Origin of the sequence: Portibacter lacus (assembly GCF_021533215.1) — a bacterium.
Lineage (GTDB): Bacteria > Bacteroidota > Bacteroidia > Chitinophagales > Saprospiraceae > Portibacter > Portibacter lacus.
Genome location: NZ_JAJNKA010000017.1, coordinates 16,661 through 34,005, shown reverse-complemented (window position 1 = coordinate 34,005; position 17,345 = coordinate 16,661). Strand labels below are relative to the sequence as shown.

Here is a 17,345-nt window from a genome sequence, read left to right as displayed (position 1 = left end):
TATGGAAGAGAAAAACATGGCATATTATCTGGAAGATTTAAACCGAGTTCACAATTTGAGTTTTGAAAAACTTGGTGAATGGAAGGAAAAATTCCCATATGCTCAAGCTGTTCATTTCTTAATGGCTAAGAAACATCAGCTAGAAGGATTCATCGATGACATGGACATTTATCATAAGGCCTCATTCTATGCGGTAGATAGAACTTTTCTACAAGAGCGAATGACTCGGTCAGAAACGGAGTTAGGAAGTTTGGTAGAGGAAGCTGAAGATATCTTAGAAGAGGAAGTAGAAGAAATAGAAGAGGTTGTAGAGGTTGCAACTTCTGATTCGGAAAATATTATCGTAGAAGAAGAAAATGAAGAGGTTGCTATTCCTATAGGAGATACAGACGAAAGTGAAAATGTAGACGATACGGAAACCCTGTCTGACTTTGCGTCATGGATTAATAGTTTAGGAGACCAGTCAAGTGAGAGCTCAGAAAGCAACCAGATCAAGAAAAAGAAGAAAAAGAAAAAAAAGAAGCAAAGTAAACTAGCTCAAAAAATAGAAGCGAGTGTTATCAAAAAGGATGAAATAATATCAGAACCATTAGCCCAAATACTGGCTCAACAGGGTCATATAGAGAAGGCAAAATTAATGTATGAAAAGTTAAGTTTGATATTTCCAGAAAAAAGTAGTTTCTTTGCACTTCAAATTGAAAAAATAATTAATTCGAAATAAAATGGTAAATTTTCTAACCGTTGTAATAGCATTAATTTGCGTCCTTTTAATGTTAGTAGTTTTAATCCAGAATCCTAAGGGAGGAGGAGTTGATTCTACGTTTGGAGGTCAAGGTGCTAATCAGATGTTTGGAGCAGCAAAATCATCTGACTTCATTGAGAAACTGACTTGGGGATTAGCAGTTGCATTGTTCGCAATGTGTATTGTTACAGTATTAGTAGTAAATGGACAATCCGTGGGCTTAGATGGAGGAGGACCTCCTATAAGATCCCAACAAGGATAAAAAATAATAAGCCACGAAAATCGTGGCTTTTTTTTTGCCAATTTGGCAAAGCATTGAAAATACTTCAGTTTTTGGCAGGATGAAATTCAGCTTAGAATATGATATCTGCTAATATGTCAGAAAAAATGTATTGGCACAAGAACTGATATATACTATATGTTAATTGAATTATCAAACTAAAAACATAATAAAAACATGAAGCCAATCAACGATAGAGTGGTTGTTAAACCAGCTCCGGCTGAGGAGAAAACAAAAGGTGGAATTATTATCCCAGATACAGCTAAGGAAAAACCTCAAAGAGGTGAAGTTATTGCTGTTGGTCCGGGAAAAGATGGGAATTTAATGACTGTTGCTGCGGGAGATATTGTTCTTTATGGAAAATACGCTGGGCAAGAATTGAATTTCGAAGGTGAAGATTATCTGATCATGAGAGAAGATGATATTCTTGTTGTACTGTAAGTGCGATTCGAACCTATTTTTTAAACCAATTATTTATTAAACGTAAAAAAACATTTAAACATGTCTAAAGAGATTAGCTTTAATTCCGATGCACGCGAACAGCTAAAATCAGGTATAGATCAGCTTGCAAATGCTGTGAAGGTCACATTAGGACCTAAAGGAAGAAACGTAATTATTCAGAAAAGTTTCGGAGCTCCGAACATTACTAAAGATGGAGTTTCTGTTGCTAAAGAAATTGAATTAGAACACCCAGTACAGAACATGGGCGCACAAATGGTTAAAGAAGTTGCTTCTAAAACTGCTGATATTGCAGGTGATGGAACGACTACAGCAACTGTTCTTGCACAAGCAATGGTAACTGCAGGTATGAAAAACGTAACTGCTGGTGCTAACCCAATGGATCTTAAAAGAGGTATCGATAAAGCAGTTAAATCTGTTATCGCGGATCTTAAAGAGCAAACGGAAATCATCGGTGATGACTTCGAAAAAATCAAACAAGTAGGATCTATCTCTGCTAATAACGATAACGAAATAGGATCTTTAATTGCTGATGCAATGAAAAGAGTTTCTAAAGACGGAGTTATTACAGTAGAAGAATCTAAAGGAACTGATACTTATGTAGATGAAGTATTAGGAATGCAGTTTGATAGAGGTTATTTATCTCCATATTTTGTAACGGATACAGAATCAATGGTTACTGAATATGAAAACCCATATGTTCTTATTTATGATAAGAAGATATCTAACATGCAAGATATTTTACCTATTCTTGAAAAAGCAGTAGGTGCAAATAGACCATTATTAATCATCGCTGAAGATATCGAATCTCAAGCTTTAGGTGTTTTAGTAGTGAATAGACTTAGAGCACAACTTAAGATTGTTGCAGTAAAAGCTCCAGGTTTCGGAGACAGAAGAAAAGCAATGTTAGAAGACATCGCAATTCTTACAGGAGGTACTGTTATTTCTGAAGAGAAAGGTTACAAATTAGAAAATGCTGATATCGAGCATTTAGGAACTGCAGAGAAAATCACGGTAGACAAAGACAATACTACAATTGTTAATGGAGCTGGTGGAAATGATGCAATCCAAGCAAGAATCAATCAGATTAAATCTCAGATTGAAACAACAACTTCTGACTACGACAGAGAGAAACTTCAAGAAAGACTTGCGAAATTAGCAGGTGGTGTAGCTGTACTTTATGTAGGTGCTGCAACGGAAGTAGAAATGAAGGAGAAGAAAGATAGAGTTGATGATGCACTTCACGCAACAAGAGCTGCTGTAGAAGAAGGAATCGTTGCTGGAGGTGGAGTTGCTTTAGTAAGAGCAATTGCTTCTTTAGATTCTTTGAAAGGAGTTAATGAAGATGAAAACATCGGAATTGCTATCGTAAGAAAAGCATTAGAAGCACCACTAAGAATTATCGCTGATAATGCAGGTGTAGAAGGTTCTGTTGTTTTAAGACAAGTTATGGACAACAAAGGTTCTTATGGTTACAATGCAAGAACTGATATTTACGAAGATTTGAAAAAAGCAGGTGTTATCGATCCTACTAAAGTAACAAGAATTGCATTAGAAAATGCAGGTTCTATTGCTGGTATGATTTTAACAACTGAATGTGTGATCAATGACAAAGTTGAAGAAGCTGGTGCAGGTGGCGGAGGTCACATGCATGGTGGAGGCGGAATGCCAGGAATGATGTAAGATCGCATTCGCGGATAAAATACGAAGCCCTCAAAAGTTTACTTTTGGGGGCTTTTTTTATGAATAGCTTCATAAAATGAGACTTGCGATAAGACCTGAATCCACTATGATTTAGATTCCACTTATGATCTGTAGATGTAAACAATTTAGCTAAAAAAATATTACACTTTCCGGTCGCTTTCAACCATCCGAAAAAGTATTAATCCATTTTTACAAAATTCTTTGTCATCACGTTCTGCCCATCAACTATTTTAAGGTAATAATTACCACTCGCTAGATCTTGAATATTGATCTGTTTTGATGCTTGATCATAATCTACACTGACCATTTTAATGAACTTCCCATTCATTGTGTAAATCAAAACATCTGTGTCATTCTGTCTCGATTTTTTTCCAAAGTGTACCGTCAATATATCAGATACTGGATTAGGAACTACCTTAACATCTCTATGATTCCTTTCGAAATCAACCACTTTCACATCAGAATACTCAAAATCACCATTAAAGTCTATTTGCTTTAATCTATAATAGTTTTCTCCCTGAACTGGTTGTCTATCGACAAAATCGTATTCTTTCAAGCTTGAGTTGGTTCCGTTCCCATTCACTTTTCCAATAACATAAAATTCTTTATTGTCAGTTGATTTTTCAATACTAAAATAATCATTGTTAATTTCAGAAGCTGTTGACCAATTTAATAGTACTTGATCCTTATTTTGCTGTACTGAAAATTCCGTAAGTTCAACTGGAACAATAACAGACGACCAGCCCATTTCCTCCATAACAACTTGCGCCATTCCTGGATCATGTACTGCTTGGCCAAATGTGAATGAAGGAGACATAAGTTCATTTGGCAAAGTGGTTTCATCAAAATGTGAATAACTCGAACCAGGTGTGTAAGATGCTGGTGTATGCAGTTGTATACCAGGGGCTCTGGCAACATTTTCATTCGTTCCATCAAATTCCAATCCTCCACTTCCTCCTGTTGTGCTTCCACCTGTAATATTAGTAGCAATCGCCACACTAGGATTTGCTAAAGATGTAATCTTTGTTTCATTATCAATATCTACAAACCGATCATACATAGATGGAACATAAGATCCTTCCCTTAATAGACCGATACACCCATTCCCTGATGTCCCATCGCATTCATGATTCATATTACCATCTAAGACACCGTCATCGATGTTATGAAAACCAGAAAATCCCAGTCCATGACCTAATTCATGTATCGAAACTGAAACAAAATCAATTTTATTAAAAGGTGTATTCGCATCTAAACCATAATACCAATCCGTTCGATTCGCATTAAAGAAAGATTGAATATCTACACCACTTACTGGCTGGTCAGCTATATGTTCTATTAAAGCCGTAGGAAAATAAGTACCTCCTACTCCACCATATCCAGAAGCATATACATAAAAAGCTCCTGCTTGCGCAAGCGTATTTCCGCCTACATCTACTGTCCAACAAGCATCAATTCCTATATTTTGCGTATTTTCTAATGCATCACTCCAGACGCTCATTGCATATTCTAATGCCGTTTTTGCTGCTGCTGGCCACTCGCTACAATTTAATCCTCCAAGCACTGTTCCATCAGCGATAAAATTAATGCTATAATTAAGCGCTCTTTTATTATTTACATCTTTGAATTCATAAGGAATCGATTTCGGCTTTAATACTTTTTGAATAGGAATCTCACAATTAATTTGTTTATATATTAATTGCTCTTTGTCTATCACTTGAGAAAAACAGAAAATTGGGACTAATAAAAAAAGTGAAATGTAAATTTTAATTTGTGACATACGCTTGATTTTTTTTGAGGTAAATAGTCTACTTACTCTATCTTAATTTTACAAGACATGTGCCAATTTGAATTTCCAACTGTTGAAGAATAGACTTCTAGATCTATGAACATAATAAAATCGAAAAAATCTAACATTTAAAATACTACTCTTTCCATTTAAAATACTACTCTTTCCACCCGCCAGCTAGCAACCGTAAAAGTGTCTCATCAATTTTTGATTTGCATTAAAAAATTGACATAAAAAAAGGTGAAAAATACACAATCTATAAACCGAAATTCCTCAGTCTGATCATAAGTACATTCCTTATCTCCCTATATAATCTGTATAAGAATTAATTTACTTTGTCGATTTAATAGGCTTTCACCCATATCTTTTAATATATTTAGCAAATATTTAAATTGAATTAACTCTTCTACTTTAATTGAAAACCAAACAAGGAATGAAACAAATCATTTACCACATTTTTGCATTAATCCTCACCGTAAATTTATCAGCACAAGAAACTCGACTATTAAGATCACCAGACCTCAGTGATCATCACGTTGTATTTACTTATGCTTCAGATATCTGGACACTAGACCTTTCTGACAATACTACGAAAAGATTAACAAGTACGTCTGCGATCGAAACTAACCCTCGCATCTCTCCAGATGGAAAAACGGTCGCATTCACGTCTGACAGATCAGGAGCGCCATCCGTTTACACAGTTTCTATAGAAGGAGGATCTCCAGAAAGATTAACCTACTATCCTGCAACTGATGAAGTCAGAGACTGGACTCCAGATGGAACAAAAATATTATATGCTTCTTCCCGAGAAACAGCTCCATCGCGTTACAATAGGCTATGGACGGTTTCTAAAGATGGCGGCCCATCTGAAATGATTAATCAACAATGGGGAAATGATGCTACTTACTCAGCAGACGGAAATCGCCTCGCTTTAGATAGGGTTCGGAGATGGGATTCTGAATGGAGAGGATACCGAGGAGGACAGAATACGCCTCTTATCATTCTTGATCTTAATACTAATGAAGAGACCTTAATTCCACATGATAAAACTTATGATATTAAGCCAGTCTGGCTAGGAGACATGGTGTACTTCTTGTCTGACAGGGATAAAACAATGAATATCTGGTCATATCAGCCAACAACAAAAGCAGTAAGCCAGGTCACAAAATTGAAAGGTGCTGATATCAAATGGCTTTCAGGACATGGACATAAATTAGTGTATGAACGCAATGGATACCTTCACCTATTCGACTTAACAACTGAGCAATCGGAAAAATTAAAAATCAATCTAATAGGAGACTTCCCGTGGGCTGAAACCAAGTGGGAAAATGTGGGCCGAAGTGCTGACAATGCATCTATTTCACCTAATGCAAAAAGAGCTATTTTCGAATCCAGAGGAGAACTGTTCACAGTCCCTGTTGAAAAAGGAAACTCAAGAAACATTACTCAATCCTCTGGCGCTGCGGATCGCCGACCGATATGGTCCCCGAAAGGTGATCAAGTGGCTTGGTTCTCTGATAAAAATGGAAACGGGTATGAATTAATCCTCGCCAGTCAAGATGGGTTAGAGATACATAAAACGATTTCACTAGGCGAATCAAAGTTAGGCTGGGAACCGAATTGGTCACCAGATGGAAAGTACATCGCGTATGTGGATGATGACGTTAGAATAAAATACATTGACTTAGAAAGTGAAACGATTACTACTGCTGATATCGGAGGAAATAACTTAGAGCGAGGAAGATCTGGGCTAAGCTGGTCACCAGATTCTAAATGGCTGGCATACACGAAAACTGGCGATAATGGTTTTCGTCAGATCATGGCTTATGCTCTAGAAAGTAAAATAGCCAAACCACTGACAAACTCCTTTGCGGACGCGTTTTCGCCAACTTGGGACTTGGATCAGAAACACCTTTATTTCTTAGCGAGTACGGATCTTGCGCTAGGTTCTGGATGGGCGAATACAAGTGCGATGACAGCAAGACCAGAATATGCAGCATATTTGATCAACCTTGACGCAGAAGATGAGAGTCCATTCATTCCATTAAGCGATGAAGAAGAAGTGAAAGCTGACGAAGAGAAAGATAGTGACGAGAAAACAGAGGCAGATCCGAAAGAAGAGAAAAAACCGAAAAAGAAAAAGTCCAAAGACGAAGATTCTGACAAAGACCACGAAGATGGCGCTGAGGATAAGAAAGAAGAAGAAAAACTGATCAAGATAGATTTTGATAATCTTGAAAGACGGACGATAGCTTTGCCAATGGACGTTGCGAATTATATCGGAACTGCACTTGCTCCTGAAGGGCATGTATTTATCGCTGAGAGAAAACCAAATTCTAGAGGTGCAACCATTCACAAATTTTCACTAAAAGACAGAGAAGCAAAAGAATTCTTAGATGGAGTGAACTCAATAGTAACTACTCCGGATGGAAAAAATATGCTCGCTCAAGTTGGAGGTGACTGGAAAGTTGTCGGTACTGGTGGACCAAGTGGAAAGGATGGGAAGTCACTTAAGATGGATTTGCAGATGAAACTAGACCGATCGCAGGAATGGACGCAGATTTTCAATGAAGCCTGGAGATATGAGCGTGATTATTTTTACGATCCTAATTTGCATGGAAGAGACTGGGATGATGTCTATGAACGATATGCTCCATTGGTGCCATTTATAAAACATCGAGCTGACCTTACCTATGTTTTAGATCAGGTTAGTGGAGAATTATCAGTTGGCCACAGTTTCGTATTTGGTGGCGATTATCCAGAAACAGAATCGGATAAAGTTGGACTTTTGGGTGCTGATTTCGAAGCTGACCAGAATTATTGGAAAATAACAAAGATTTATAATTCTGAAAGTTGGAATCCAGATTTATCGAGTCCACTAGATCGCCCCGATGTCAAAGTAGAAGAAGGAAATTACCTTGTCGGAATCAATGGAAAAGAAATTACAAGCGAAGCAGATCTGTACCTTTCTTTAGACGGAACTGTAGGAAACCAAACCATTATCCATATCAATTCAGAACCGAAATTCGAAGGTTCATGGAAAGAGACGGTTTCTCCGATTCGAAGTGAAAACGCGTTAAGACAAAGAGCTTGGGTAGAAGATAACCGTAGATTAGTGGACAAACTTTCTAATGGAAGATTAGCCTATATCTGGGTTCCGAATACTAGTGTACCAGGCTTTGTATCATTTAATAGATATCTATTTGCACAACAAGATAAAGAAGGTGCAGTCATTGATGAGCGATTTAATGGTGGTGGCTTACTAGATGATTACATGGTCGATTTAATGACCAGGAAATTACGTGCAGCAATTACGAATGAAGTTCCTAATGGGAAGCCACTTCGATTGCCGACTGGTGTTTTAGGACCTAAAGTTCTACTTATCAACGAAATGGCTGGATCTGGTGGAGATTTCTTCCCTTGGGTTTTCAGACATCAAGAAGCAGGTCCTCTGATCGGATCTACCACTTGGGGTGGATTAGTCAAATCCTCAGTTCATTACAGCTTAGTAGATGGTGGCGCTTTAACTTCTCCTGATAATGCAGTTTTCGATCCTGCAAAAGGAGAATGGATAGGAGAAAATACCGGAATTGCTCCAGATATCGCAATTAGGCAAGATGCTAAGTCGCTTAACAATGGTATAGATCCACAGCTAGAACGAGCAGTCTCAGAACTTCTAAAAACATTAGAGCGTGAAAAGCCAGTTCAAATAAAAATTCCATCATATCCTAGTCCAGCAAAGCAGTAGTCCTAATAAAAAGATGGAATATGAAAGGAGGTTTGCTAAGATGATGTAACTTTAGCTTTTCAATGAAAAAATAAATTAAATTGCATTGGTAAGGGCGAGAAAATAGAAAATTCTATAATCCTTACCAATGCAATCATCATAAAGCGTTCAACTTTAATCAATGGAATTATTCGGTATTTTAAGTTTGCTAACCATTCTAGCTGCGAGTTTTGGGTATATCAATACAAGGTATTTGAAGTTACCACATACCATCGGGATGATGCTTATCGCCTGTATTTTCAGTGCGTTAGTATTTCTTGCAGGATCGTTCAATCATGACTTTCAGGAATCTGTGACAGAGCTGATAGGAAAGATCGATTTCAAAACGCTATTGCTTGATGTAATGTTGAGTTTCCTACTATTTGCAGGAGCGCTGCATACGAATTTTGAAAAGCTCAGGGAATACCGCTGGCCGATATTGTCTTTTGCTACTTTTGGTGTTTTGGTTTCCACCTTTCTAGTTGGAGGTCTAGTTTTTCTTTTATTAAAACTGTTTAATCTCGATATTTCATTTATATACTGCCTCCTCTTCGGTGCCTTAATTTCACCGACAGACCCGATTGCAGTGCTAGGAATACTTAAGAAAGCAAATGTCCCTAAGAACTTGGAAATCAAGATCGTAGGAGAATCTCTTTTTAACGATGGTGTAGGTGTTGTTGTCTTTTTAACCATTTTCAATATTGCTAGTGCTAGTCACGGTGAACACCAACAATCAATCGCCCTACTCTTCCTACAAGAAGTTGGTGGAGGTTTAGTTCTTGGACTTATTGCGGGATGGGCAACTTGGAAATTAATGAAGACCATTGACAACTGGGAAGTAGAGGTCATGATAACCATAGCCTTAGTATTAGGTGTCCACTGGATTGCGGTTTTCTTTCATCTTTCTGGCCCACTAGCCGTAGTGGCAGCAGGACTTCTCGTCGGCACAAAAAAATATAGGATTTCCTCGATGTCAGAGCAGACTGAAGATTATATTGATAAGTTTTGGGAATTGATAGATACATACCTTAATGCTATTTTATTTGTATTGATTGGGTTAGAAATTCTGATTCTACCGTTTGATTACAATTATATTTTATTGGGAATTTTAATCGTTCCGATTGTTCTTTTCTCAAGGTATCTATCACTTGCACCATCTGTCGCCATCTTTAATAACTATTTAGATTTTGTACCGAAAACGACTCTGATTATGACTTGGGGTGGCTTGCGGGGTGGAATATCCATCGCTTTAGCGCTTTCACTTACAGATGCGATGAACAAGGATCTATTTCTAATCATCACCTATGTTGTGGTTGTATTTTCTATACTTATTCAAGGGTTGACGATTAGTAAGTTGGTGAAGGTATTGGCTAAGGAAAAGGTGTAGCGTGTCTTTTTATGTCAATTTCTAACACAAGTTATTAATATGATCTTGCTATTTCAATGGAGAAGATAATTTCACTTATTTTCGTGGTATGCGCATAAATGAAAAAACTTACTTCATCATACTGCTTATTAGCATGTTGTGGACCGTTCAAAGCCCAGCACAATGTGAGATAGGAAATCAGGAAATCACTAACCAAGCAGACTTGGATGAGTTTATCAACCTCTATGCTAATTGCGATTCATTAATAGGTTCATTAACTTTTAGTTATGTCTCAGAGGATTATGATTTTGCAAATGTCACATTTATCGATGGTGAGCTTAAGTTCAACAATCTTGAAATAGATACTTTAAATCACTTTCCATCTCTTGAGACCTTAACTGGTCGACTAGCGATAGAGCATAGTCAATGCTTAGCTATTCTGGGTTTCGATCATTTATTGATCATGGGAGGAGACATTTCCATCAGGTATAATTATTCATTGAGTTTGATAAAGGGATTTAATTCTATCAAGGAGTTAACATATGATATCGCGATCACTGATATGGCGATCGACTCAGAAGAAGGCCAGCTTTCAGTTTTTCAGAATCTAGACAACATACGGATTGCAGGAATATTTCTTAAGAATTGCTTTTTTGATGATTCATTTGGCTCTTTGCAGCAAGTTTATACTTCTATTACGCTGGATAATGTGCATTTTAATAATTCCTCTGCCTTTAACTCACTTCTCAAAATAGGTTTCGACTTAAATATTGATAAAAATCCCAATCTTGATTTCAGCAGCAGTTTTCTTAACCTAGATCGGATTGATAGGAATCTCAATGTAAAAAACTTCAACGGCGAAATGAGTGATGCGCTTAACAAGCTAACATTTGTAGAGCAAATTACATTATCCGAAACCGATGCTACCGTAATTTCTGGATTCTCGTCTTTAACTAAGGCAGTCCATTTATATGTCCAAGATAATCTACAACTTGAGAAACTGTCTATTCTAAATAGTCTTCGAGAATTAAGATACATAGGAATAGAACGGAATCCTAAATTGGCAGAATTCACCTCATTCCAAGAGCTTAGGATCATTAGCTTGAGCTTTTTTTATTCCAGAAATGGACCTGCTATCCTCCCGATATTTGAGAACCTTTTACAAGTTGTAACTGAGATAACCTTGATCAATAATCAGTTTGCGAATATTTCAAGTTTCCCATCATACAATGGAGCCGTCAATGTTATTTTTAATTCAAACCTGAAATCAATAGACACACTTGGTGGCAATGGTAGTAAACTATCTATTCAATATAATGACAGTCTCGCTGAATTAAGCGCATTAAATTACTTGGAAAATCTTCGTTTTCTAGAAATCTCGCATAATCCAATATTAACTAGTATAGATGGCTTCCGAAACCTAAAAGTAGTCAACTCACTACTTATAGAAGATAATGAGACATTGCAAAACACTCTAGGTTTCTCGGCGCTATCATCCTGTTCTGATATGGAAATTTCAGGAAATATTTATCTCTCAGACATTAGTGGTTTTTCATTTCCAGTGGTAGATAAGCTTGTACTCGAAGACAATCCCAATCTTGCAATATGTAATTATCCATGGATCTGTAATCAAATAGAAAGCGGTAATTCCCAAATTTCAGGGAATAGTGAAAGTTGCGCTTCAGAAATGGCAATATTAGAACGGTGTGATCTAGCGAAGCTATGCTATTTTTCATACATAGATTTAAACGAAAACGGATTGTTTGATAATCATGAACCCATCATACCAGATACAAAAATTCTTGTGTCTCCTGACGAGGGGCTCTTATATTCTACTTCTGATGTAGCGAGTTCGGCTTATTTCCCTTTCGGCAATTACCAAGTTACATATGTAAGTGATTCAGAAAATAAGTGGAAACTCACTACTGATTCAATCATCGATATCGAGTTATCCACAATTGCTCAGACAACATCATTCGGAGTTATTCCTGATGGTTATGAACCAGAGATGAATGTTGAAATTGCAGGAAATTTTAGATGCAGTGAAGAATCAACCCTTGAATTTGTATTTACTAATTCAGGAAATACCTTCATAGCGCATGGAATTGCTTGGATCACTTTAGATTCCTTACTTTCCTATTCTAGTCTGGTCACCGAAGTAGATACCATAGATAAAGATAATAGATATGGATTTTTCATCTCAGAAATTGGCCCCAACGAAAAAATAAAATCTTATCTCACCTTACGTATTCCTGGAATCGATACAATACCACTTGAATCAGAGTTAACCATACAAACAGACATTGAATTCCGAGATCAAATGGATGAGCATATTTTAGAACCACAATTTTCAACAAAATTTCTTGAATGCGCCTATGATCCGAATGATAAGTTAGTAGAACCTGCAAGAATGAATGATTACACACTCATTTCAGAACCTTTAAGGTACACCATCCGCTTCCAAAACACGGGGAATGCAGAAGCTTATGACATCACTATTATTGATACTTTATCCGACCTCTTAGATCCTTCAAGTTTTAGGCTTATCAGCAGTTCACATGAAGAAGTTCTGACAACAAGAATTCGCGAGAATAATATGGTCACTTTTCAGTTTACTAATATTTACCTTCCAGATAGCACCTCTGATTATGAAGGCAGTCAAGGTTACGTATATTATTACATCCGACCTTTTGATGATATAAGTGAATTTGCAGAAATTAATAACACGGCGCATATCATATTTGATAGCAACCCAGCCATAGTAACCAATACCACCTCTAACCTTATGCTTGAAAGTTTCGATGCTGATGAAGATGGCGTAGAGATTTTTACAGATTGCGATGATCGAAATGCTAGTATATTTCCAGGTGCAGAAGATATTCCGAATAATGGAATAGATGAAGACTGTGATGGCGAAGATATGACCAGCAGTGTGTCGGAAACAGCTGCTCAGATCGTAAGCTTTTATCCTAATCCAGCTTCAGAATATATAAAAATTAAAACCACATCGAAGTTATTCACGATCGCATTATATAACCTTCACGGTCATAAAATCAAGAGCGTTTCGAATTCCTTTACATTGGATGCCAAAGGCCTAACTGATGGACTGTACTTCCTTGTTTTTACTGATCTCACCCATAACTTAATCTGTAACTCGAAAGTAATGATTCAGCACTAGTCTTCTAGCTAGAGAAGAATGCACCTCCCGTTTCTTTTTATTGGTAAGCAGTGCATGGTCTCACATCCAGCTGAGGCTATCATATGTGGTTTCGAGTAGCAATTATTCAACACTGGTAAAGTATGATCGAAAATGCTGAACCAGTAAATTGATGTCATCGCGGAAAGCGATAACAGCAAAGAAAGCGATAAGAGCAGAAACCACTTGATGGTCTCACATCCAGCTGAGGCTATCATATGTGGTTTCGAGCAGCAGATATTCACTATGCTAAAGTATACTCGAAAATGCTGAACCTGTAAATTGATGTCATCGCGGAAAGCGATAACATCAAAGGAAGCGATAACAAACGGAAACCACTTGATGGTCTCACATCCAGCTGAGGCTATCAATGTGGTTTCAAGTAGAAAATATTCACTATGGCAAAGTATGATCGAAAATGCTGAACCAGTAAATTGATGTCATCGCGGAAAGCGATAACATCAAAGGAAGCGATATCAGCAGGAAAGCACTTGATGGTCTCACATCCAGCTGAGGCTATCATATGTGGTTTCGAGCAGCAGATATTCACTATGCTAAAGTATACTCGAAAATGCTGAACCTGTAAATTGATGTCATCGCGGGAAGCGATAACATCAAAGGAAAGCGATAGCAGCAATGAAAGGGATAGCAGCCGGAAGGCTTTAAGAATTTAGCGTTTATAATAAATGTTAAATTATTCAAATTGAATTGCCTAACAAACAATTTACAATCCCTATATTAACAGAAGAATTTAATCTTCTTTAATGTATAGAATAATTAGTCGGCTTTTCATTTTTTTCATGATTCTAGAAATGTTTTCTTGCTCTTCCTCTATTCCAGATGAAATAGAATACGCTATGGAAGCACTACCTAATAAAATTGACTATAATATTCATGTCAAACCCATCCTCTCCGATCGCTGTTATAAATGCCACGGCCCTGATGCGAACAAACGTAAAGCTGGCTTTAGGCTTGATATTGAAGAAAATGCACTTGCAAAAGTTTTAAGCGAGCAAAGTATCGCCCAACATAGCATCTCGAAAGGAAAACCAGCGCAAAGTGAGGTATTCCTCAGAATCATATCTAATGATGAGAATTACATGATGCCACCACCTGAATCTAATCTCACGATGACAGAAGAGGAGATTGCGATTCTTGCAAAATGGATAGAAGACGGAGCTAAGTTTAAAGAGCATTGGTCATTTATGCCACCTGAAAAACCAAGCATCCCCAATATCGAAAATAACGAATGGGTTCGGCAAGACATCGATCGCTTCATCCTTGCAAAACTACAGGAAAATAAACTTGAACCTACACAAGCAGCTAAGAAATCTACATTGTTACGCCGTCTTTCCTTAGATATTACTGGTCTTCCTCCTTCAGTTGAAGAAATAGAATCCTTCTTGAAAAATGATCAGGAAAATGCTTACGAACAGAAAATAGATGAATTATTAGCAAGACCTCAATATGGTGAACGGATGGCAAGTATCTGGTTAGATGCTGCCAGATATGCAGATACTCATGGATATCAAGACGATGGCTTAAGAACAAGTTGGCCATGGAGGAAGTGGGTTATCGATGCCTATAACAACAATATGCCATATGATCAATTCATCACCGAACAACTGGCTGGAGATCTGCTTCCTAATGCGAAAACTTCACAAATCCTAGCAACCAGTTTCAATAGAAACCATCCCCAAACTCAAGAAGGAGGAGTCGTAGAAGAAGAATATCGCGTAGAATACGTCGCCGATAAAACGAATACTTACGGAAAAGCAATTCTAGGATTAACGATGGAATGTGCTAGGTGTCATGACCACAAATATGATCCGATTTCACAAAAGGACTATTACGCGCTTTCCGCATTTTTCAATAACAATAATGATTCTGGAATTGTCCCATATAATGGAGAAGCAACTCCTACCATTATGTTGCCGACACCTCAAGAAGAAAAATTATTAGATTCTCTGCATCGAGAAATTGGATTACTCGAAGAGGAAATCATATCAGATAAATATATCGCGGACTTAGAACAATGGTTAGCAAGTGTAGAAAACATTGACCTAAACCTAGAAGAAGGAAAAGTAGCTGATTTTTCTTTCGAGGATGCGATCGAAGTAGATAAAAATTCATTAAATCTTGATAATAATAAATCTGCCGGTTGGGGTGGAATAGGTGGTGGAAAAACAACCAGTTATCTAGATAAAGTCACAGGTATTCCTGATGCTGCGATCTTTGGAGACATAGATAGTAAACCGTTGATAGATAAAGGTAAAGATGGGAACGGCTTAAAGTTTTTAGGAGATTGCGGTATTCGATTTAATAGAAGAATGGACTATGATCGAAACCAGCCATTTTCAGTGAGCATCTGGATTAAGTTACTCAAAGAAGGAGAAAAAGGTCCAATTTTCAATAATACAAATGGTGATTTCGAGGGATATCGAGGATGGATCTGCAAATTAAATGAAGATGGGACTTTGAGTTTTCAACTTAATCATGTGTGGCCAGATAACGCGATAGATTACCAGACGACTGATCCTATTGCTCTCAATGAATGGACGAATATCGTGATGACATACGATGGAAGTAGCAGAGCGGAAGGTCTTAGATTTTATGTCAATGGCAAAGAGCCAAAGTCATTCTTGCATCAAGATAACCTACGCAAAAGTTTGCTGCATGGTGTAAAGGGCTCTAATTGGTCAAATTATCCATTAATCATCGGGAAGGAAAAGGAGCGGTCTATTCAGAATGTCATGATGGATGAATTCAAAGTTTATGATCGAGAACTATCGGTGATAGAAGTTGAAAAATTAGCAAGATTAGAAACTACAGAAAAGCCAAACAATCAAGAGCTTTTAGAGTACTATCTGCTCAGTGGCAAAAATGAGCAGTACAACGCTTTGCTGGATTCATTAACACAACTCAGAGCTAAGGAAAATCTTGTGGCCACTGATGTTATAGAAGTAATGGTCATGAATGAGAAAAGGAAGATTCGACCGACGTACATCTTAGACCGTGGCATGTATGATTCTCCATTAGCGGAAGTAAAACCAGGAACTCCTGAAAAGTTTGGCGACCTGCCTTTATCGGAAGTACAATCCAGACTAGACCTAGCGAAATGGACGATTAGCGAAAAGAATCCTTTTACAGCTAGAGTTCATGTGAATCGGATATGGAATACAATATTTGGAAGAGGATTGGTTCTAACCCAGGAGGATTTCGGAAATCAAGGATCACTTCCTACTCATCCCGAATTGCTAGATTATCTCGCTGTTGATTTTATGAAAAACGGATGGGATACCAAACGATTAATGAGAAAAATATTTTTGTCTGCAACGTATAGGCAAGGATCTGTAGCAAGTGAAAATGCATTGGCAGCGGATCCATTAAATCACTACTATAGTCGTTATCCATCTCACAGACTTTCCGCAGAAATCATTCGAGATCACGCGTTAGCTTCTTCAGGTCTACTTTCAGATTCAATAGGAGGTCCAAGTGTTTATCCATATCAGCCAGATGGTATATGGAAGGCTTTAGCGACTAGAAATGCAACAGTATATCATCAAGGGAAAGGAGAGGATTTATATCGACGAAGTCTTTATACAATTTGGAAAAGAACGGCTCCACCTCCATCGATGTTAAATTTCGATGCACCGGATAGATACATTTGTACAGTGGATAGACAGAAAACCTCGACTCCATTGCAGTCGCTCGTCTTAATGAATGATCCTCAATATCTCGAAGCGTCTAAGGTGCTAGCGGAATCTACATTGGCTGAAATTATAGGGCCATTAAATGAGAAAATCAATCATATGTTTATGTCGCTGATATCGAGGCCAGCCGATCCATTAGAATTAGAAGTAATGGAAGACTTATATCAGGATGAGCTCATCGTTTTTAGCCGTGATGTTTCTAAGGCGGAAGCTTTATTAGACATTGGAGATTATAAAATTGAGAAAGGAGATTCTGTACCAGAATTGGCCGCATTAACTGTAGTCGCTTCAACGTTAATGAATTATGATGAATTTATAACAAAAAGATAA

The 17,345-nt window shown here is 37.5% G+C and carries 10 protein-coding genes; 9 read left to right on the top strand and 1 reads right to left on the bottom strand.

All coding sequences use genetic code 11. The annotated features are described in order from the left end of the window. Nucleotide 1: 1 nt before the first annotated feature. From L2586_RS21645 to groL, 4 genes are all read left to right on the top strand, one after another. A complete protein-coding gene (locus L2586_RS21645) occupies nucleotides 2-721 on the top strand; it encodes a hypothetical protein (RefSeq protein WP_235295050.1) in 720 nt (239 codons plus the stop codon). Nucleotide 722: 1 nt separating this feature from the next. After that, a complete protein-coding gene (secG, locus tag L2586_RS21640) occupies nucleotides 723-1,004 on the top strand; it encodes a preprotein translocase subunit SecG (protein WP_235295049.1) in 282 nt (93 codons plus the stop codon). A gap of 195 nt (nucleotides 1,005-1,199) precedes the next feature. Further along, nucleotides 1,200-1,463 (top strand): co-chaperone GroES, encoded by a 264-nt coding sequence (locus L2586_RS21635; RefSeq protein ID WP_235295048.1) that lies wholly within the window; start codon nucleotides 1,200-1,202, stop codon nucleotides 1,461-1,463. Between the two features lie 60 nt (nucleotides 1,464-1,523). Beyond that, nucleotides 1,524-3,164 (top strand): chaperonin GroEL, encoded by a 1,641-nt coding sequence (gene groL, locus L2586_RS21630; protein WP_235295047.1) that lies wholly within the window; start codon nucleotides 1,524-1,526, stop codon nucleotides 3,162-3,164. A gap of 199 nt (nucleotides 3,165-3,363) precedes the next feature. On the opposite strand, the gene L2586_RS21625 is transcribed toward groL, so the two are convergent. Next, nucleotides 3,364-4,965 (bottom strand): T9SS type A sorting domain-containing protein, encoded by a 1,602-nt coding sequence (locus tag L2586_RS21625; RefSeq protein ID WP_235295046.1) that lies wholly within the window; start codon nucleotides 4,963-4,965, stop codon nucleotides 3,364-3,366. 442 nt (nucleotides 4,966-5,407) lie between these two features. On the opposite strand from L2586_RS21625, the gene L2586_RS21620 reads away from it, so the two are divergent. The 5 genes from L2586_RS21620 (at nucleotide 5,408) to L2586_RS21600 (ending at nucleotide 17,345) form a co-directional block, all read left to right on the top strand. Beyond that, entirely contained in the window at nucleotides 5,408-8,722 is a 3,315-nt protein-coding gene (locus tag L2586_RS21620; RefSeq protein ID WP_235295045.1) for a S41 family peptidase, read from the top strand. 160 nt (nucleotides 8,723-8,882) lie between these two features. Next, a complete protein-coding gene (locus tag L2586_RS21615; protein ID WP_235295044.1) occupies nucleotides 8,883-10,127 on the top strand; it encodes a cation:proton antiporter in 1,245 nt (414 codons plus the stop codon). A gap of 88 nt (nucleotides 10,128-10,215) precedes the next feature. Continuing rightward, nucleotides 10,216-13,284, top strand: a complete 3,069-nt coding sequence (locus L2586_RS21610) for a DUF7619 domain-containing protein (protein WP_235295043.1) — start codon at nucleotides 10,216-10,218, stop codon at nucleotides 13,282-13,284. Nucleotides 13,285-13,587: 303 nt separating this feature from the next. After that, complete coding sequence (locus L2586_RS21605) at nucleotides 13,588-13,740, top strand: hypothetical protein (protein WP_235295042.1); 153 nt, start codon at nucleotides 13,588-13,590, stop codon at nucleotides 13,738-13,740. Between the two features lie 326 nt (nucleotides 13,741-14,066). Then, nucleotides 14,067-17,345, top strand: coding sequence for a DUF1553 domain-containing protein (locus L2586_RS21600; protein ID WP_235295041.1), 3,279 nt, complete (start codon nucleotides 14,067-14,069; stop codon nucleotides 17,343-17,345).

Coding starts and splice junctions, on each gene's coding strand:
- L2586_RS21615 (WP_235295044.1), top strand. CDS start 8,883: ATGGAATTATTCGGTATTTTAAGTTTGCTAACCATTCTAGCTGCGAGT.
- L2586_RS21605 (WP_235295042.1), top strand. CDS start 13,588: ATGTCATCGCGGAAAGCGATAACATCAAAGGAAGCGATAACAAACGGA.
- L2586_RS21610 (WP_235295043.1), top strand. CDS start 10,216: ATGCGCATAAATGAAAAAACTTACTTCATCATACTGCTTATTAGCATG.
- L2586_RS21645 (WP_235295050.1), top strand. CDS start 2: ATGGAAGAGAAAAACATGGCATATTATCTGGAAGATTTAAACCGAGTT.
- L2586_RS21600 (WP_235295041.1), top strand. CDS start 14,067: ATGTATAGAATAATTAGTCGGCTTTTCATTTTTTTCATGATTCTAGAA.
- groL (WP_235295047.1), top strand. CDS start 1,524: ATGTCTAAAGAGATTAGCTTTAATTCCGATGCACGCGAACAGCTAAAA.
- L2586_RS21635 (WP_235295048.1), top strand. CDS start 1,200: ATGAAGCCAATCAACGATAGAGTGGTTGTTAAACCAGCTCCGGCTGAG.
- L2586_RS21620 (WP_235295045.1), top strand. CDS start 5,408: ATGAAACAAATCATTTACCACATTTTTGCATTAATCCTCACCGTAAAT.
- L2586_RS21625 (WP_235295046.1), bottom strand. CDS start 4,965: ATGTCACAAATTAAAATTTACATTTCACTTTTTTTATTAGTCCCAATT.
- secG (WP_235295049.1), top strand. CDS start 723: ATGGTAAATTTTCTAACCGTTGTAATAGCATTAATTTGCGTCCTTTTA.